The organism is Citricoccus sp. NPDC055426, from assembly GCF_040677445.1.
Taxonomy (GTDB): Bacteria; Actinomycetota; Actinomycetes; order Actinomycetales; family Micrococcaceae; genus Citricoccus.
The window spans coordinates 110,931-129,260 of sequence record NZ_JBFARZ010000004.1 but is presented as its reverse complement, the minus strand read 5'-3'; the positions used below and the strand labels follow the sequence as shown (position 1 = coordinate 129,260).

Sequence of the window (18,330 nt, the reverse complement as noted above, 5' to 3'; positions counted from 1 at the left end):
CTTAAGGCGCCTTAAAGCACAGAGTGACCAGACCCCGTCACTTCGGTGGGGGTCAGGTCACTCTGCGCCTGGGAGGTTTGCGGTGAGGCGGGGAGATCAGATGTTGAAGCCGAGGGCCCGCATCTGTTCGCGGCCGTCGTCGGTGATCCGCTCGGGACCCCACGGCGGCATCCAGACCCAGTTCAGGCGCCACTCGTCCACCATGGTGCCGATGGACTGGCTGATCTGCTCCTCGATCACGTCCGTCAGCGGGCAGGCGGCCGTGGTGAGGGTCATGTCCAGGATCAGGGCGCCGTCCTCGCCGTAGTGCATTCCGTACAGCAGGCCCAGATCCACGATGTTCACCCCCAGCTCGGGGTCCATCACGTCATGCAGGGCCTCCCGGACGTCGTCCAGGTCGGTCTGCGGTGCTTCGGTGGTCATGTCAGCCTCCTCGGGCTTCTCAGGCGCCGGCCGCGGCGTTCTCGTAGTGCTCGTAGCCGCCGGCCTCGAGGCGGTCGGCCAGCTCCGCGCCACCGGACTCGGCGACCCGGCCATCCACGAAGACGTGGACGAACTGGGGCTTGATGTACTTCAGGATCCTGGTGTAGTGGGTGATGAGCAGGGTGCCCATGGTGCCCGTGTCCTGGGCGCGGTTGACGCCGTCGGACACCACGCGCAGGGCATCGACATCCAGGCCGGAGTCGGTCTCGTCCAGCACGGCGAACTTGGGCTTGAACAGCTCCAGCTGCAGGATCTCCACGCGCTTCTTCTCGCCGCCGGAGAAGCCCTCGTTGACGTTGCGGGCCGCGAAGGACGGGTCGATCTTGAGGTCCTCCATGGCGGACCGGACGTTCTTGGTCCAGTGGCGCAGGGACGGGGCCTCGCCGTCGATCGCGGTCTTGGCGGTCCGCAGGAAGTTGGTCATGGTGACCCCGGGGATCTCCACCGGGTACTGCATGGCCAGGAACAGGCCCGCGCGGGCCCGCTCGTCGACGGACATCTCCAGGACGTCCTCACCGTCCAGGGTGATGGTGCCGGAGGTCACCTGGTAGCGCGGGTGACCGGCGATCGTGGACGCCAGGGTCGACTTGCCGGAGCCGTTGGGGCCCATGATGGCGTGGGTCTCACCGGTGTTGATGGTGAGGGACACGCCCTTGAGGATCTCCTTCGGGCCGTTCTCGGTCTCGATGGAAACGTGCAGGTCCTTGATTTCCAGGGTGGACATTCGTGTTCTCCTTGCGGGTTCCGCCGGTCAACCGGCGGGAAGTTCTGGTGGGTGGTGGATTACGAGGTCGATGAGGTCTTGTTCAGCACGATGGAGGTGTCGACCCACACGGAGTCGTCCTCGACGGCCAACGCGTAGACCGCCACGGGCTCGGTGGCCGGCGGCACATTCGGGGCGCCGGTCACGAGGTCGAAGGCCGAGCCGTGCCCGATGCACTCGAGCGCGCAACCCTCGACGAACCCCTCCGAGAGGGACACCTCCTCGTGCGAGCAGGTGTCGGCCAGCGCGTGGAGCGAGCCGTCCGAGGCCCGGACCACGGCGATGTCGATCCCGTCGACGGTGAACCGACGGGCCTCTTCCGCGCCGATCTCCGCGGCGGCACACACGCGCTGGCCGGTAGCCATCAGAAGGTGGCCACCTGCAGCTCGGCATCCATCTGGGTCAACAGGGACTCCTCGACGTCCTCGATCCCGATCTTCTGGATGATCTCGTTGAGGAAACCGCGCACGATGAGTTCGCGGGCCTCCTTCTCCTGGATGCCGCGCGCCATCAGGTAGAACAGCTGCTCGTCGTCGAACTGGGCGGTGGAGGAGGCATGGCCCGCCCCCTCGATCAGCCCGGTCTCGATCTCCAGGTTGGGGACCGAGTCCACCCGGGTGCCCTCGGAGAGGACGAGGTTCTGGTTCTTCTCGTAGCTGTCCGTGCCCTCGGCCGCCTTGCGGATCAGCACATCGCCCACCCAGACGGCGTGCGCGTCCTGACCCTGCAGGGCGCCCTTGTAGAGGACGTTGGACTTCGCGTTCGGCACCGCGTGGTCCACGAACAGCCGCTGCTCCAGGTGCTGACCGGCATCGGCGAAGTAGAGGCCGAACATCTCGGTCTCGGCGCCCTGACCGGCCAACCGGGAGGTCGGGGTCAGGCGGACCAGGGAACCACCGTAGGAGACGGAGACGTGCTTGATCCGGGCGTCCTTGCCGACCTTCACCTGCTGCGCCGAGACGTGGACGGCGTCCGCGTCCCAGGCCTGCAGGCTGGTCACGTTCAGCCCGGCGGCCTCCTGCACGTCGACCTCGACGTTCTGTGCCACGCGGGCGGTGCCGGTGTGACGGATGACGACGTCGGCCCGGGAGTTGGGCTCGGCGACCACCAGCAGGTGCTGGGCGGCGGGCTCATCCGAGGTCCCCGCGATATCGATGCGCACCGGGGCGGAGGCCTCTACCCCCGCACCGATGGTCACCACGGTGGCCTGGGCGAACGAGGTCCAGGCGGCCGCGGAGACCCGGTCGTCCGGGCCCAGGACCGAGCCCAGGCGGGCGTCGGAGCGGTCTACGGTCTCGACCCGGACGCCGTCCTGCTCGGAGACCGTCACGGTCGGCGCCGGGCCGGTGAGCCGGGCCTCGTCGCCGTCGGGCAGGTGGAGCCCGGCCAGGCGGTTCAGCGGGGTGAAGCGCCAGTCCTCCTCGCGGCCCGTGAGGGCCGGGAAATCCGCCAGCTCGAAGCTGGAGACGCGGTCCGCGCGGGAGGACCCGGCCTTGGCGCCGGCGCGTTCGCCAGCCCCGGCGGCACCGGAGGGCACGCTGTGGGAGGCGTGGCCGGCGTCGGACGCCTGGGCCACGGCGGCGGAGAGGGTCTCGCCCTCCTCGCCCATCCCGGGGATGACGGGGATCCCGGCGCCGTCGGCGTCGAGGTTCTCCGGGGCGGTGTGGTCAGTGGTGTTGACAGTCTGTGACACGCTCAGCCTACCGATCCTTCCATCTGCAGTTCGATCAGTTTGTTGAGTTCCAGGGCGTATTCCATGGGCAACTCGCGGGCGATGGGCTCGATGAACCCGCGCACGATCATGGCCATCGCCTCCGTCTCGGACATCCCGCGGCTCATCAGGTAGAAGAGCTGCTCCTCGGAGACCTTCGAGACCGTGGCCTCATGGCCGAGGGTGGCGTCATCCTCGCGGATGTCGATGTAGGGGTAGGTGTCCGAGCGGGAGATGGTGTCCACCAGCAGGGCGTCGCAGACCACGGAGTTCGCCGAGTTCTTGGCTCCCTCCATGACCTGGACCAGTCCGCGGTACGCCGCGCGGCCGCCGGAGCGGGCCACGGACTTGGAGACGATCGAGCTGGAGGTGTTCGGGGCCAGGTGCACCATCTTCGAACCGGTGTCCTGGTGCTGGCCGGCACCGGCGAAGGCGATGGACAGGGTCTCGCCCTTGGCGTGCTCGCCCGTGAGGTAGACGGCCGGGTACTTCTGCGTGACCTTGGAGCCGATGTTGCCGTCGATCCACTCCATGGTGGCGCCCTCTTCGGCGATGGCGCGCTTGGTCACCAGGTTGTACACGTTGGTGGACCAGTTCTGGATGGTGGTGTACCGGACGCGGGCACCCTTCTTCGCCACGATCTCGACGACGGCCGAGTGCAGGGAGTCCGAGTTGTAGATCGGGGCGGTGCAGCCCTCGATGTAGTGGACGTAGGAGTCCTCGTCCGCGATGATCAGGGTCCGCTCGAACTGGCCCATGTTCTCCGTGTTGATGCGGAAGTAGGCCTGCAGCGGGATTTCGACGTGGACGCCCTTGGGCACGTACACGAAGGACCCTCCGGACCAGGTGGCGGTGTTCAGGGCCGCGAACTTGTTGTCCCCCACCGGGATGACGGAGCCGAAGTACTCCTTGAAGATCTCCGGGTGCTCCTTCAGGCCCGTGTCCGTGTCCAGGAAGATGACGCCCTGCTCCTCCAGGTCCTCACGGATCTGGTGGTAGACGACCTCGGACTCGTACTGGGCGGCCACGCCGGCGACCAGGCGCTCACGCTCCGCCTCGGGGATGCCGAGGCGCTCGTACGTGTTGCGGATGTCCTCCGGCAGGTCCTCCCAGGACTTGGCCTGGCCCTCGGTGGAGCGGACGAAGTACTTGATGTTGTCGAAGTCGATCCCGGAGAGGTCGGCACCCCAGGTCGGCATCGGCTTGCGGTCGAAGTACTTCAGGCCCTTCAGGCGCAGGTTGAGCATCCACTCCGGCTCGTCCTTCTTACCCGAGATGTCACGGACGACATCCTCGTTGATGCCCCGGCGCGCGTTGGCGCCCGCATCGTCCTGGTCCGACCAGCCGAACTGGTAGGCGCCAATGGCATTGAGCTCGGGATTCTTCTCGAGTACCTCGGAGATGACGCCCGGATCGGCGGTCTCCTGGGTGATCTGATCAGTCATCGTAAGCCTCTCTGATGATCGCGCTGATGGTCTGTTGGTCTGTGGTGGACTGTGGGAAAACCGGTGGGGGCTAGTCGCGTCCGAGCGGGACGTGGGTGGTGCAGACGTGGCCACCCGTGGGCAGGGTGGACAGGCGCCGCACGTCCACGCCGAGGAGGCGGGCGAACAGCTCGGTCTCCTCCTCGCAGAACTCCGGGAAGTCGGCCGCCAGATCCTGCAACGGGCAGTGGCCCTGGCAGATCTGGGCCGCCTTCAGGGTAGGGCGGCCGTTGCCGGAGCCGGTCTGGCCCACGGTGCGCACGCTCGCGGCGAAGCCCTCGTCATCCAGGACCCCCGCCAGGGCGTTGGTGCGCTCCCTCAGGTCCGTGGTGGTGCCGATGGCCGCGCGGTAGCGTTCCTCCACGGCGGCGAACCGTTCGCGGGCCACAGTGCGGACCGCATCGCGGCCGGCGGCGGCACTGAGCTGCTCCAAGGCCTGGACCGCGACCTCGAGGTAGTCGTTGCCGAGCCGGGACTGGCCGGCGCGGCTGACCACGTAGCGGCGGGAGGGACGTCCGGCACCCCGGTTGCCGGAGACCAGCTTGACCTCCACGGAGCCCTCCTCGGAGAGGACGTCCAGGTGCCGACGGACGGCGGCGGCCGTGAGCCCCAGCTCCTCCCCCACGCGGGCAGCACTGACCGGGCCCTGGTTCAGGACGACTTGGAGCACCCGGTCACGGGTGCTCTCGCGTTGTCCGTCGACCGGGCCGGCGGCGGGCGCGTCGAGGTCTGAGGGGGAATACACAAGTCTTAGTTTACCTAATTGGGTGCGGTGTGAAAGTAAGGGGAGCCTTGCCCGTGGGTGGCGTTGGACACCCCGTGGCGATCAGTTCTACGGATCGTAGAACTGGTGGTCCCCGCGGGTACCATGGTCGGGTGCCATCCTCACCTTCCGTCCTCGTGTCCCTAGAGGGACTGCGCAAGACTGTCCGCAGCCGTCGCGGCGACGTCGAGATCCTCAAGGGCGTCGATTTCCGGGCCCGCAGCGGCGAGGTGACCGCGCTGCTCGGCCCCAACGGTGCGGGCAAGACCACCACCCTGACCATCGCCCAAGGCCTCGACCGGCCCGACGCCGGCACGGTCCGCCTCCTCGGCGAGGACCCCTGGCATGCGGGGTCGGCCCTGCGCAGCCAGGTCGGCGTCATGCTCCAGGACGGAGGGCTGCCCCCCTCCGCCACCCCGGCACGGTTGTTGCGCCACATCTGCTCGCTCTACCGCGAGCCGGCCGATATGGCCGCCCTCACCGCACGCCTGGGCATCGACGAATTCGCGGGCCGGGACATCCGACGCCTCTCCGGGGGCCAGAAGCAGCGGGTGGCGCTGGCCGCCGCCCTGGCGGGCCGCCCGCGCGTCGTGTTCCTGGATGAGCCCAGCGCGGGACTGGACCCCGTCTCGCGGCAATTGGTGTTCGAGCTGATCCTCGAGTTGAAGCTGGCCGGACTGGCGGTGGTGCTCACCACCCATCTGCTCGACGACGCCGAGCGCCTCGCCGACCACGTGGTCCTGATGCGGGATGGCGCGGTCGAGCGCTCGGGCACGGTGGCCGAGCTCACCGACCGGACCGGACCGGCCCCGATCCACTTCGCGGTGCCGTACCCCCTGGACGCGGGTGCCGTGGCGTCCCTCCCCGAGGGGCTGGTCCTGGCCCCCGAGGGCGGCGGGGCACCGGACGGCTGCCTCTTCCGGGTCGAGGGCGTGACCTCCCCGGAGGACTGGGCCGCCCTGGCCGGCTGGTGGCGGGAACACCGGATCATGCCCACGGACGTGCGCCTGCTGCACCGGTCCCTGGAAGAGGTCTTCCTGGAGGTGACGCCATGAGCACCACCGGGGACACGAGCGGTGCCGTCGCCGTGGGTTCGGCCCAACCGGCCGAACCGGCCGACCGCTCCAACGCGAGCTCGCTGGTCCGGCGGATCCTGGCCCAGGGGCGCTATGAGTCCGTCACGGCCATCCGCAACGGGGAACAGCTGCTGATCTCGCTGGTCCTGCCCCTCATGGCCCTGTTCGCCGTCGTCTGGTCCGGAATGCTGGACACCGCCGAGACCCGCGGCGTGGACGTGGCCGTGCCCGGCATCCTGGCCCTGGCCGTGCTGAGCTCCGCATTGACCGGCCAAGGCATCGCCACCGGATTCGACCGCCGCTACGGGGTGCTGGCCTACCTGGCCACCACTCCGCTCGGGCCGGTCGGGCTGGTACTCGGCAAGGCCTGCGCTGTGCTGGCCGTGCTGCTGCTGCAGGTCCTGGTCATCGGTGGCGTGGGCCTGGCCCTGGGGTGGCAGCCCGTGTGGTCCGGCGTCCCCTGGGCCGTGCTGTTCCTGATCATCGGCGCCGCCTCGTTCACGGCCCTGGGCCTGCTCATCGCGGGCACCGCCCGGCCCGAAGCCACCCTGGCCCTGACCAATCTGCTGTGGGTCATCCTCGGTGCCGTGGGCGGGGCCGTCTTCCCGGTCCCCGCCCTCGGCGGGTTCAGCGAGGTCGCGGCCCTGCTGCCCTCGGCCGCCCTCGGGGACGGCCTGCGTGCCGCCTTCGGCTCCGGAACGGCCGACGTCGGCGCCCTCCTGATCCTGTCCGGCTGGGGCGTGCTCGCCACCGCCGGAGCCCTGCGGTGGTTCAAGTGGCGTTAGACCCTCCAACCACACCGCGACCACACCGCAATCACACCGCAACCACCGTCCGAAGGACCCTGACGTGAGTACCCCCACCACCGCCCAGAGCGGCTCCCCCACCCGCCCCGGGCTGTGGCGCCGCATCGATGGCGCCATCGGCCGATACACCCCGCGGGACATCACCCGGGGCACCCTGGTGCTCGCCGTCATCTCGCTCGTGACCGAGATCGGCATCATCGTCACGGGGGGCGCGGTGCGCCTGACCGCCTCCGGCCTCGGCTGCCCGACCTGGCCGACGTGCACCGACGACTCGTGGGTCAACACCCCGGAGATGGGGATCAACGGCGTCATCGAGTTCGGCAACCGGCTGCTGACCTTCGTGGTGGGGCTGGCCGCCCTGGCGGTGCTGCTGTGGGTCTGGAACCTCCGCAGGTCCCACCCGAGCATCTTCTGGATCTCCGTGGGGATGCTGGCCTGCATCCCGGCACAGGCCGTGGTCGGCGGCATCACCGTGTGGACCCAGCTCAACCCCTGGGTGGTGTCCTTCCACTTCATCGTGTCCTCGGTGATGGTCTGCTTCGCCACCCTGCTGGTGAACCGGGTGGGCGCTGAATGGCGCCACCGCCAGTCCGAGGCGAACCCGACCGCCGTGGTGGACGGGCCGACGTCGCCCCTCTCCCGCGCCATGGCCTGGGCGGTGTTCGTGATCGGTTGGGTGGTCCTGTACCTCGGGACCATCGTGACCGGGTCCGGTCCCCACGGTGGCGACGCCGATGCCCCCCGCCATGGCTTCGACCCCCTGGTGGTCACCCGCCTGCACGCCCTGCCCGTCTACCTCATGACGGCTGCCGCCCTCGTGCTGCTCGTGCTGGTCCTGCGGCAGCAGTCCTCGCGGCTGCAGCTGATCTCGGCCTGGGCCCTGATCGCGGTGATCGCCTTCCAGGGGATCGTCGGCTACATCCAGCACTTCACCGGGCTGCCGATCGGCGTGGTGCTGCTGCACATGCTGGGCACCGGACTCGTGGTGTGGGCCATGACCACGGCCTGGGACCGGCAGGTCTCCGCCTACCGCACCCGGCCTGCCCGGCCAGATCATTCTCGCCGTCTGGCGCGGCCGATCGGGTGACACCGCCCAGATCCAGACGACCATGCGTCGGGAAGCCGCCTGAGGCGGACGAGGCAGCACCGAGGCTGCGCTGACGCAGTACGCCATGGCCGCACTTCACCATCGCCGTACTTCACCATCGCCGTACTTCACCATGGCCAGGGCGGCTTCACGGCGGCTCAGACCGCCTCGGCACGAGTCATAGAGTCCACACTCCGTGGGGGCTCGGGCTGGCGGCGCGCTCTGGAGCACTCACCCCAGCTGTTCCTGAGTCCGCGCACGATCAAGGCCCACCTGCGGAGCATCTTCCGGAAGCCAGGCATCACCTCCCGCCGCCAGCTCCGGGAGATCCCCCTGCCGTGACTCAGCCGAGGAGGCCCGGGACCGGCATCAGCGGACCACCCACGAAGGGGTCCACGGCCAGCGCCACGAACAGCAGCGTCAGGTACGTGATGGACAGGTGGAAGACCTTCATGGCCTTCTTGTCGTTGTACTCGGGCTTCTGGGACTCGGCGTAGAGGACGTGGGACTCGTAGACGAACCAGCCGCCGGTCACGACGGCCACGGCCGTGTAGACGATGCCGGCCCAGCCCAGCGGCACGAGCAGCAGCGAGCAGACCACCGTGGCCCAGGCGTACAGCACCACCTGGCTGGAGACCACGCGGGCCGAGGCCACGGCGCCCAGCATCGGGACCTCGGCGGCCTGGTAGTCGCGCTTGTACTTCAGGGACAGCGGCCAGTAGTGCGGCGGGGTCCACAGGAAGATGATGAGGAACAGGACGATGGCCGGCCACTCGACGGTCTCGCGGACGGCGGCCCAGGCGATGAGCACCGGGAAGCAGCCGGCGATGCCGCCCCACACGATGTTCTGCTCGGTCCGGCGCTTGAGGATCAGGCTGTAGATGACCACGTAGAAGAAGATGGCGGCCACCCCGAGCCCGGCGGCCAGCAGGTTGGTGCCGAGGACCAGGATGAGGATGGACAGCACGCCGATGACCCACGAGAAGACCAGCGCCTCACGGGGGCTGAGCTCGCCGGTCACCAGGGGCCGGTTCTCGGTGCGCTTCATGACCTTGTCGATGTCGCGGTCGATGTAGCAGTTGAAGGCCGCCGAGGAGCCGGCCGCCAGGGCCCCGCCCACCATGGTGGCGAGCATGGTCATCAGGTCCGGGAACCCGCGCTGCGCGAAGATCATGGTGGGCAGCGTGGTGACGAGCAGCAGCTCCATGACGCGCGGCTTCGTCAGTGAGACATAGGCCGCGGCCTTCCGCTTGAAACCGATCTTCCGGTGGTCTCCACGGACGCCGGTGGGCGCTGGTGTACCGGTGGACTGGACATCAAGGGTGCTGGGCATCTACTTCTCACGGTGCAGGGGGATGAAGGGAGGCGTTCACGAGAACTCACGGAACACCCCCTCCAGTGTACCGATCCGGCGCCGCGATGTCCGGTCGTGACCGGTCACTTCAGGATAAGCTGGCGTCAGGCCGGAACCGGCCCTCGGTCCCTGGCCTCCCGTGTCTTACGTTCAGGAGCTTCTTTCGTGACTTCAGCCCCGGCAGCATCGTCCCTCCGCCGCAGTGATCCCGCCCGCGGGTACACGTACTCGGACATCGACCGGAAGGCCGTGGACACCCTGCGCGTTCTGGCCGCGGACGCCGTGGAGAAGGCCGGCCACGGCCACCCCGGGACGGCCATCTCGCTGGCCCCGGTGGCCTGGCAGCTCTTCCAGAACGTCATGCATCACGATCCGGCCGACGCCACGTGGGCCGGGCGTGACCGGTTCATCCTCTCGGCGGGACACAGCTCCCTGACCCTGTACCTCCAGCTCTTCGCGGCCGGTGCCGGACTCGAGCTCGAGGACATCGAGTCCCTGCGCACCTGGGGGTCCAAGACCCCGGGCCACCCCGAGTACGGTCACACGGACGGGGTGGAGATCACCACCGGGCCGCTCGGCCAGGGCCTGGCCTCCTCCGTGGGCTTCGCCTTCGCCCAGCGCCGGCTGCGCGGTCTGCTGGACCCGGACGCCGCCCCCGGGACCAGCCCGTTCGACCACCACATCTTCGTCATCGCCTCGGACGGCGACCTCCAGGAGGGCGTCACCTCCGAGGCATCCTCGCTCGCGGGCCACCAGGAGCTCGGCAACCTCGTGGTGATCTACGACGACAACGAGATCTCGATCGAGGACGACACGGACGTGGCGTTCAGCGAGGACGTGGCGGCCCGCTACGAGGCCTACGGCTGGCACGTCCAGACGGTGGACTGGCTCGCCACCGGCGACTACGTGGAGGACACCGAACAGCTGTACGCGGCGCTCACCGAGGCCAAGGCGCAGACCTCCAAGCCCTCGCTGATCAAGCTGCGCACCGTGATCGGCTGGCCCTCCCCCGGCAAGCAGGACACCGGGGCCATCCACGGCTCCAAGCTCGGCGCCGAGGAGCTGGCGGGGTTGAAGGACGTGCTCGGCTTCGACCCGGAGCAGCACTTCGCGGTCGACGCCGGCGTGCTGGCCCACGCGCGCAGCGTCGGGGAACGCTCGGCCGCCTTCCGCGCCACCTGGGAAGACGCCTACGCCGCGTGGCGCGGTGCGAATCCGGAGCGGGCCCGGCTCTTCGACCGGCTGAGCGCGGGTGAGCTGCCCGAGGGCTTCGCCGAGGCCTTCCCCGCGTTCGAGGCCGACTTCGACCCCACCTTCTCCGGCCACGCCAAGGGCATGGCCACCCGTGCGGCCTCCGGGAAGGTCCTCACCGCGCTCGCCCCCGTGATGCCGGAGCTCTGGGGTGGTTCCGCCGACCTGGCCGGCTCGAACAACACCACCATGGACGGTGAGCCGTCCTTCATCCCGGCCAGCCGGCAGACCGCCAGCTGGCAGGGCAACCCCTACGGGCGCACCCTGCACTTCGGGATCCGGGAACACGCCGCCGGCTCGATTATCAACGGCATCTCGCTGGGGTCACTGTTGCGCGCCTACATGGGCACGTTCCTGATCTTCTCCGACTACCAGCGGCCCGCGGTCCGGATCGGCGCGCTCATGGGCACCCCGGCCATCTACGTCTGGACCCACGACTCGATCGGTCTCGGCGAGGACGGCCCCACCCACCAGCCCGTGGAACAGCTGGCCGCCCTGCGCGCCATCCCGGGCCTGTCCGTGGTCCGTCCGGCGGACGCCAACGAGGTCTCCTGGGCGTGGAAGACCATCCTGGAGAAGACCGACGGACCGGCCGGGATCGTGCTGTCCCGCCAGAACCTGCCCGTCTTCCCCCGGAACGAGCAGGGCTTCGCCGGAGCGTTGGATTCCGCCCAGGGCACGGCGCGTGGCGCGTATGTGCTCATGGAGGCCACGGATGCGGACGGGGCACCGGTGGAACCGGCGGTCATCCTCATCGGGACCGGCTCGGAGGTCCAGCTCGCCGTGGCGGCCCGCGCGGCGCTGCAGTCCGAGGGCGTGCCCACCCGCGTGGTCTCCGCCCCGTGCCTGGAGTGGTTCGACGCCCAGGACGAGTCCTACCGGGACGCGGTGCTGCCGCAGAACGGTGCCGTCCGGGTCTCGGTGGAGGCCGGCATCGCCCAGGGCTGGGCCAAGTACACCGGCGTCCGCGGCGCCCAGGTCTCCCTGGAGCACTACGGCGCCTCCGCCGATTTCCAGACCCTGTTCCGGGAGTACGGCATCACGGCCGAGGCCGTGGCCGCCGCGGCCCGCGACCTGCTCTCGAACTGATCCACCCGCCTTGCCGACGTACGGAGTAGCGATGACCGAACAGAACCCGAACACCCGCGCACTGGCCGAGGCCGGTGTCTCCATCTGGCTCGACGACCTGTCCCGCGAACGCATCACCACGGGCAACCTCAGCGAGTTGATCGCCACCCGGACCGTCACCGGGGTGACCACCAACCCCTCGATCTTCGCCGCGGCCCTCCAGGACGGGAAGGCCTATGCGGAGCAGCTGGCCGAGCTGGTCGCGGACGGGGCGGACGTGGACCGGGCCGTCTTCGAGCTGACCACCCGGGACGTCCGGGAGGCATGTGAGATCTTCGCCCCCGTGCACCAGGCCACCGGCGGCGTGGACGGCCGGGTCTCCATCGAGGTGGACCCGCGGTCGGCCCGGGACACCGAGAAGACCGTGGCCGAGGCCGCCCATCTGGCCCGCGCCGTGGACCGGCCCAACGTCCTGGTCAAGATCCCCGCCACCCAGGAGGGGCTGCCGGCCATCACGGCCACCCTGGCCGCCGGCATCAGCGTCAACGTGACCCTGATCTTCTCCCTCACCCGGTACCGCGAGGTGCTCAACGCCTGGCTGCTCGGACTCGAGCAGGCCCATGCGGCCGGGGTCGACCTGTCCACCCTGCACTCCGTGGCGAGTTTCTTCGTCTCCCGGGTGGACACCGAGGTGGACCGCCGCCTGCGCGAGTCCGAGGCCGAGGGGGCCACCGGGTTGACCGGCCAGGCGGGGCTGGCGAACGCCCGCCTGGCCTACCGGATCTTCACCGAGACCCTGGACTCGGAGCGCTGGCGCGTCCTTCAGGCCGCCGGGGCCCACGCCCAGCGCCCGCTCTGGGCCTCCACCGGCACCAAGGACCCGGCCCTGCCGGACACGGCCTACGTCACCGGCCTGGTGGCGGCCGACACGGTCAACACGATGCCGGAGAAGACCCTTCAGGCCCTGGCGGACCACGGCGAGGTCACCGGGGACACCATCACCGACGGCTACGAGGAGGCCGACCGGCTCCTCGATGCGATCGGCCACGCCGGAGTCGACTACAACGACGTGGTGGCCGTGCTGGAGGCCGAGGGCGTGGAGAAGTTCGTGACCAGCTGGCAGGAGCTGCTGGAGACCGTCAGCACGGCGATGAAGGACGCGAGATGAGCGCCCTCGGACTGCAGGCTACCGGCGACGCCCTCGCGGCGATCGACCGCCACGTCCCGACCCTGGTGTCGGATCGCGTGGCCAGCCGCCTGGCCGCACAGGACCCCACCCTGTGGGGGCCGGCCGCGGAACAGGAGGCCTCGAAGCGGCTCGGGTGGATGGACCCCTTCGAGGAATCCCGCGCCCTCGTTCCCCAGATCCAACAGCTGCGCGCCGAGCTCGCCGCCGAGGGGATCAACCGGGTGGTGCTGGCCGGGATGGGCGGGTCCTCGCTGGCCCCTGAGGTCATCGCCGCCACCGAGGGACACCCCCTCACCGTGCTGGACTCCACCGACCCCGAGATGGTGGGCAACGTCCTGGCCGCCGGGGTCACGGACACCGTCCTGGTGATGTCCTCCAAGTCGGGCTCGACCGTGGAGACGGATTCCCAGCGCCGCGTCTTCGAGCAGGCGTTCACCGACGCAGGACTGGAACCGGGCTCCCGCATCGTGGTCGTGACCGACCCCGGCTCCCCCCTGGAGCAGCTCGCCCGCGCCGCCGGCTACCGGCGCGTCTTCACCGCCGACCCCTCCGTGGGCGGACGGTACTCCGCCCTGACGGCCTTCGGCCTGGTCCCCACCGGCCTGGCCGGGGTGGACCTGACCGCACTGCTCGATGACGCCGAGGAGACGCGTGAGGTGCTGTCCACGGACGACACGGACAACCCCGGCCTGCAGCTGGGCGCGGCGATGGCCGGCACCGAGCCCCTGCGCAACAAGCTCATCTTCTCCGACGAGGCCTCCGGGATGGTCGGCTTCGGCTCCTGGGCCGAGCAGCTGATCGCGGAGTCCACCGGCAAGGAGGGCACCGGCGTGCTGCCCGTCGTGGTGGACGCGGGCGACCCGGAGACGGTCTCGGACGCCGGGGACCTGCTGCAGATCCGCCTCGTGGCCGATCCCGAGGACCGCGAGGAGCCCTTCGACCCCACCGGTGGAGCGGCCGGCGGGCCGGCGGCCGGCTCACCCCATGCCCTCGAGGTCTACGGCAGCCTCGGCTCGCAGCTGATCCTGTGGGAGTTCGCCACCGCGGTGGCCGGCCGCATCCTCGGCATCAACCCCTTCGACCAGCCCGATGTGGAGGCCGCGAAGACCGCCGCCCGTGGACTGTTGGACGCCACGGACGGCGAGAGCGGCACGGCCGAGCCGGGCACCGTGATCGGTGCCGTGCAGATCACCGGTCCGGCCGCCGTCGTGCAGGCCGGTGGCGGGGGCGACCTCACCGCCGTGCTGGACGCCGTGGCCCGGTTGGTGCCCGCCCACGGCTACCTTGCGGTCCAGGCGTACCTGGACCGGCTCGGTTACACGGAGCTGGAGGTCCTGCGGGACGCGCTGGCGGCGCGGTCCGGACGGCCCGTCACCTTCGGGTGGGGGCCGAGGTTCCTGCACTCCACCGGGCAATACCACAAGGGTGGGGCACCCGAGGGGGTCTTCCTCCAGATCACCGCGGACTCCGACCTGGACCTGGACATCCCCGGCCGTCCCTTCACCTTCGGCGAGCTGCTGACGGCGCAGGCCGCCGGCGACGCCTCCGTGCTGCGGGACACCGGCCGCCCGGTGATCCGGCTGCACCTCACCGATCGCTCCGCGGGCGTCGGCGCGCTGCTGCACGCGGGTCACGGGGCGAACGGGACGGACGGGGCGAACGGGACGGATGCCTGAGTCGTCCCGGAGCCCGCTGCCCGGCACACGCGTCAACCCCCTCCGCGACCCGCGGGACCGCCGGCTGACCCGCATCGCCGGCCCCTCCGCCCTCGTGCTGTTCGGGGTCACCGGTGACCTGGCCCGCAAGAAGCTGCTGCCGGCCATCTACGACCTGGCGAACCGTGGCCTGCTGCCACCGGGGTTCTCCCTCATCGGCTTCGGCCGCCGCAGCTGGAGCGATGAGGAGTTCACGGACTACGTCCGGAGCTCGGTGGAGTCCTCGGCCCGGACCGGGTGGAACGACACGGTCTGGAACCAGTTGCGGGGCGGCTTCCGGTTCGTCTCCGGCGGCTTCGACGACTCGGCGGCCTATGAGGACCTCCGGGACACGCTGTCCGGTCTCGAGGTCTCCCGGGGCACGGCCGGCAACACCGTCTACTACCTCTCCATCCCGCCGGACTGGTTCGAGGAGGTCAGCCAGCAGCTCGCCGACCACGGCCTGGCCGGACGGCAGCAGGGCACCTCCGCGGGGCCCTGGCGCCGCGTGGTGATCGAGAAGCCGTTCGGGCACGACCTGGCCAGCGCCCGGGAGCTCAACGACGTGATCGAGCAGGTCTTCGTCCCGGACGCCGTCTTCCGGATCGACCACTACCTCGGCAAGGAGACCGTCCAGAACATCCTGGCCCTGCGCTTCGCCAACCGGCTCTTCGAGCCGCTGTGGAACTCCAACCACGTGGACCACGTGCAGATCACCATGGCCGAGGACATCGGCATCGGTGGCCGGGCCGGCTACTACGACGGAGTGGGCGCCGCCCGTGACGTCATCCAGAACCACCTCCTGCAGCTGCTCGCGCTGACCGCCATGGAGGAGCCGATCTCCTTCGACGCGGACCACCTGCGCACCGAGAAGGAGAAGGTCCTGGCCGCCGTGGAGGTCCCGGCGCACGACGCCGGCTTGGGCGCCTCCTCGGCTCGCGGCCAGTACACCGGGGGCTGGCAGGGCGGCGAGAAGGTGACCGGCTTCCTCGAGGAGGAGGGCTTCAACCCGGCCTCCACGACCGAGACCTACGCGGCCCTCAAGCTCGGCATCCGCACCCGCCGGTGGGACGGGGTCCCGTTCTACCTGCGGGCCGGCAAGCGGCTGGGCCGCCGCGTGACCGAGATCGCGGTGGTGCTCAAGCGCGCCCCCAACCTGCTCTTCCCGGGGCACGAGGAGGACGAGTTCGGCCAGAACACGATCGTCATCCGGGTCCAGCCGGACGAGGGGGTCACCATCCGCTTCGCCTCCAAGGTCCCCGGGACCCAGCAGGAGGTCCGGGACGTGACGATGGACTTCGGCTACGGCCACGCCTTCACCGAGGACAGCCCGGAGGCCTACGAGCGGCTGATCCTGGACGTGCTGCTGGGTGAGCCGCCGCTGTTCCCCCGCCAGGCCGAGGTGGAGCTGTCCTGGGCCATCCTCGATCCCTTCGAGGAGTACTGGGCGTCGCTGCCCGGACAGCCCCAGCCCTACGCCCCCGGCAGCTGGGGGCCCCAGTCCGCGGATGAGATGATGGCCCGCGACGGCCGCGTCTGGAGGAGGCCCTGATGATCATCGACGTGATGGACACCACCACCTCCCAGATCGCGATCCAGATGAACCGGTTGCGGGAGGCGGGCGGCGTGGTGGCCCTCGGCCGGGTGCTGACCCTGGTCATCTCCACGACCCCCGACCACACCGAGGACGCCATCCTTGCCGCCAACCTGGCCAGCCGGGAGCACCCCTGCCGGATCATCGTCCTGGCCGCCGGGGACCCGGCGGCCCCGACCCGCCTGGACGCCCAGATCCGTGTGGGCGGGGACGCCGGCGCCTCCGATGTGGTCATCCTCTACGGCGCCGGATCCAATGCCGCTGAGTCCGAGAGCCTCATCGGGGCCCTGCTGCTCCCGGACGCCCCGATCGTGGTCTGGTGGCCCCATGACTCCCCCGAGGTCCCCGCGGAGTCCGCCCTGGGCGCGATGGCCCACCGGCGCATCACGGACACCGCGACCGCCGACAGCCCGCGGCAGGCGCTCATGCACCTGCGCCAGACCTACCGCGCCGGGGACACGGACCTGTCCTGGACCCGTCTGACGGGGTGGCGCATCCAGCTCGCCGCCATCCTGGACGGCCTGGACGCCGTCGAGATCCTCTCCGTCACGGTGGACGGGGCCGAGGACTCCCCCTCGACCATGCTCCTGGCGGCCTGGCTCACCCGATGCCTCGGCGTCCCCGTCACCATGGCCCACTCCAAGGCCGGACAGGGCATGCGGTCCGTCCGCCTGCGGCGCCGGGCCGGGGACGTGGTGCTGTCCCGTCCCACCGGGGACGTGGCCTCCCTCTACCAGCAGGGCCGCCCGGTCCAGCACATCTCCCTGCCCAAGCGCAGCGACCAGGACTGCCTGGCGGAGGAACTGCGCCGGCTGGACCCCGACGAGGTGTTCGGCGACGTGGTCGTCAACGGCCTGCCCCTGACCGACCTGAAAGCGGTGTTGCCCAGTGAGCGATGAGACCCTGATGTTCCCCGACCGGCAGGCGTTGTGCCGGCAGGCCGCCACGGATCTGCTGGGGATCCTGGCCGGCGCCGTCAGAGCGCGCGGAGAGGCCTCGGCGGTGTTGACCGGCGGTGGCACGGGAACCGGGATCCTGTCCGCGATGGCGGAGCTGGTGGAGGCCGGCGGCGCCGGGCCGGACTGGTCCCGCGTGCACCTGTGGTGGGGGGACGAACGGTTCCTGCCCGCCGGTCACCCGGACCGCAACGAGGTCCAGGCGCAGGAGGCGCTGCTGGACCGGCTGCAGACGACGCACGGCCTGCCCGCCGAGAACATCCACCGGATGCCGGCGGCGTCAGCCGACGGATCCGCCACTGGATCTGCGACTGGATCTGCGACGTTGCAGGCCGCGGCGGACGCCTATGCGGCCGAACTGGCCTGGCAGGCCCGGGCTCACACCCAGACCCCGGGCAGGGCGGGGGTGGACCCCCGCCTGCCGGTCTTCGACGTGGTGATGCTGGGCGTCGGCCCCGATGCCCATGTCGCCAGCCTCTTCCCCGGCCTGCCGGGGCCATTGGTCACAGAGGCCACGGTGATCCCCGTGACGGACTCCCCCAAGCCCCCGCCGCTGCGCCTGTCCCTGACGGTGGAGGCCCTCAACACCGCCGAGCGGCTCTGGTTCGTGGTGGCCGGCGCGGACAAGGCCGAGGCCGTAGCAGCGGTGCGGCAGGCCAGGGACAGCAAGACCACCGACGCGGCCCGGTGGCCGGCATCTGTGGTCTCGGGCCGCGCAGCCAGCACGTGGTGGCTGGACGAGGCCGCCGCCGGCAGCTAGCGCCGCCGGGGTCTGGCTCAGAGGGGTCTGGCTCAGAAGTCCTGCGAGAAGCGCATGATCAGCCCGAGGGCCACCACGATCGCGCCCCACGTCACGCCCAGGGTGACGGTGAGCCGGTTCAGGTTCTTCTCGGCGACCCCGGAGGCCCCCAGCGACGAGGTGACCCCGCCCCCGAACATGTCCGACATGCCACCGCCGCGGCCCTTGTGCAGCAGGATGAGCAGGACCAACAGGACGCTGATGGCGGCCAGGGCGATCTGCAGGATGAGGGTCAGGACGTCCACGTCACTC

The 18,330-nt window shown here is 70.3% G+C and carries 18 protein-coding genes; 10 read left to right on the top strand and 8 right to left on the bottom strand.

Going from position 1 to position 18,330, the window contains the following annotated elements; translation table 11 throughout:
* Positions 1-96: 96 nt before the first annotated feature.
* The 6 genes from AB0K08_RS08455 to AB0K08_RS08430 all read right to left on the bottom strand — a co-directional run bounded on the left by AB0K08_RS08455 (position 97) and on the right by AB0K08_RS08430 (position 5,186).
* Positions 97-423 (bottom strand): metal-sulfur cluster assembly factor, encoded by a 327-nt coding sequence (locus AB0K08_RS08455; protein ID WP_363353335.1) that lies wholly within the window; start codon positions 421-423, stop codon positions 97-99.
* Positions 424-442: 19 nt separating this feature from the next.
* Positions 443-1,207 (bottom strand): Fe-S cluster assembly ATPase SufC, encoded by a 765-nt coding sequence (gene sufC, locus AB0K08_RS08450; protein ID WP_363353333.1) that lies wholly within the window; start codon positions 1,205-1,207, stop codon positions 443-445.
* A gap of 59 nt (positions 1,208-1,266) precedes the next feature.
* The gene (locus AB0K08_RS08445) at positions 1,267-1,611 is read right to left on the bottom strand and encodes a non-heme iron oxygenase ferredoxin subunit (protein ID WP_363353331.1); all 345 of its coding nucleotides are present in this window, start codon (positions 1,609-1,611) and stop codon (positions 1,267-1,269) included.
* Positions 1,611-2,939 carry a Fe-S cluster assembly protein SufD gene (sufD, locus tag AB0K08_RS08440; protein ID WP_363353329.1) on the bottom strand — a complete coding sequence of 443 codons (1,329 nt, stop codon included), beginning with the start codon at positions 2,937-2,939 and terminating at the stop codon, positions 1,611-1,613. The genes AB0K08_RS08445 and sufD overlap by 1 nt, the downstream gene beginning before the upstream one ends.
* Positions 2,940-2,941: 2 nt before the next feature.
* Complete coding sequence (sufB, locus tag AB0K08_RS08435; protein WP_363353327.1) at positions 2,942-4,402, bottom strand: Fe-S cluster assembly protein SufB; 1,461 nt, start codon at positions 4,400-4,402, stop codon at positions 2,942-2,944.
* A 70-nt stretch (positions 4,403-4,472) separates the two neighbouring features.
* Positions 4,473-5,186: an HTH domain-containing protein gene (locus AB0K08_RS08430; protein WP_363353325.1), complete on the bottom strand. Its 714-nt coding sequence runs from the start codon at positions 5,184-5,186 to the stop codon at positions 4,473-4,475.
* A 131-nt stretch (positions 5,187-5,317) separates the two neighbouring features.
* On the opposite strand from AB0K08_RS08430, the gene AB0K08_RS08425 reads away from it, so the two are divergent.
* From AB0K08_RS08425 to AB0K08_RS08410, 4 genes are all read left to right on the top strand, one after another.
* A complete protein-coding gene (locus AB0K08_RS08425; protein ID WP_363353323.1) occupies positions 5,318-6,259 on the top strand; it encodes an ABC transporter ATP-binding protein in 942 nt (313 codons plus the stop codon).
* Positions 6,256-7,065, top strand: coding sequence for an ABC transporter permease (locus AB0K08_RS08420; RefSeq protein ID WP_363353321.1), 810 nt, complete (start codon positions 6,256-6,258; stop codon positions 7,063-7,065). Before AB0K08_RS08425 ends, AB0K08_RS08420 begins: the two co-directional genes overlap by 4 nt.
* A gap of 64 nt (positions 7,066-7,129) precedes the next feature.
* Positions 7,130-8,173, top strand: a complete 1,044-nt coding sequence (locus AB0K08_RS08415) for a COX15/CtaA family protein (protein ID WP_363353319.1) — start codon at positions 7,130-7,132, stop codon at positions 8,171-8,173.
* Between the two features lie 39 nt (positions 8,174-8,212).
* Positions 8,213-8,515: a LuxR C-terminal-related transcriptional regulator gene (locus AB0K08_RS08410; RefSeq protein ID WP_363353562.1), complete on the top strand. Its 303-nt coding sequence runs from the start codon at positions 8,213-8,215 to the stop codon at positions 8,513-8,515.
* Between the two features lies 1 nt (position 8,516).
* Here AB0K08_RS08410 and AB0K08_RS08405 read toward each other — a convergent pair whose 3' ends face one another.
* Entirely contained in the window at positions 8,517-9,506 is a 990-nt protein-coding gene (locus AB0K08_RS08405; RefSeq protein ID WP_363353317.1) for a heme o synthase, read from the bottom strand.
* Between the two features lie 186 nt (positions 9,507-9,692).
* Here AB0K08_RS08405 and tkt point away from each other — a divergent pair, with 186 nt between their 5' ends.
* From tkt to pgl, 6 genes are read left to right on the top strand one after another with little or no spacing between them, the layout of a single operon-like run.
* On the top strand, positions 9,693-11,867 hold the full coding sequence (gene tkt / locus AB0K08_RS08400; RefSeq protein ID WP_363353315.1) for a transketolase: 2,175 nt from the start codon (positions 9,693-9,695) through the stop codon (positions 11,865-11,867).
* A gap of 31 nt (positions 11,868-11,898) precedes the next feature.
* Positions 11,899-13,014, top strand: a complete 1,116-nt coding sequence (tal, locus tag AB0K08_RS08395; protein WP_363353313.1) for a transaldolase — start codon at positions 11,899-11,901, stop codon at positions 13,012-13,014.
* Entirely contained in the window at positions 13,011-14,711 is a 1,701-nt protein-coding gene (locus AB0K08_RS08390; RefSeq protein ID WP_363353311.1) for a glucose-6-phosphate isomerase, read from the top strand. Before tal ends, AB0K08_RS08390 begins: the two co-directional genes overlap by 4 nt.
* Positions 14,704-16,281: a glucose-6-phosphate dehydrogenase gene (gene zwf, locus AB0K08_RS08385; protein WP_363353309.1), complete on the top strand. Its 1,578-nt coding sequence runs from the start codon at positions 14,704-14,706 to the stop codon at positions 16,279-16,281. Before AB0K08_RS08390 ends, zwf begins: the two co-directional genes overlap by 8 nt.
* Complete coding sequence (locus tag AB0K08_RS08380) at positions 16,281-17,222, top strand: glucose-6-phosphate dehydrogenase assembly protein OpcA (RefSeq protein ID WP_363353307.1); 942 nt, start codon at positions 16,281-16,283, stop codon at positions 17,220-17,222. The genes zwf and AB0K08_RS08380 overlap by 1 nt, the downstream gene beginning before the upstream one ends.
* Positions 17,212-18,039, top strand: coding sequence for a 6-phosphogluconolactonase (gene pgl / locus AB0K08_RS08375; protein ID WP_363353305.1), 828 nt, complete (start codon positions 17,212-17,214; stop codon positions 18,037-18,039). Before AB0K08_RS08380 ends, pgl begins: the two co-directional genes overlap by 11 nt.
* Positions 18,040-18,071: 32 nt before the next feature.
* On the opposite strand, the gene secG is transcribed toward pgl, so the two are convergent.
* The gene (secG, locus tag AB0K08_RS08370; RefSeq protein WP_363353303.1) at positions 18,072-18,323 is read right to left on the bottom strand and encodes a preprotein translocase subunit SecG; all 252 of its coding nucleotides are present in this window, start codon (positions 18,321-18,323) and stop codon (positions 18,072-18,074) included.
* Between the last annotated feature and the right edge of the window lie 7 nt (positions 18,324-18,330).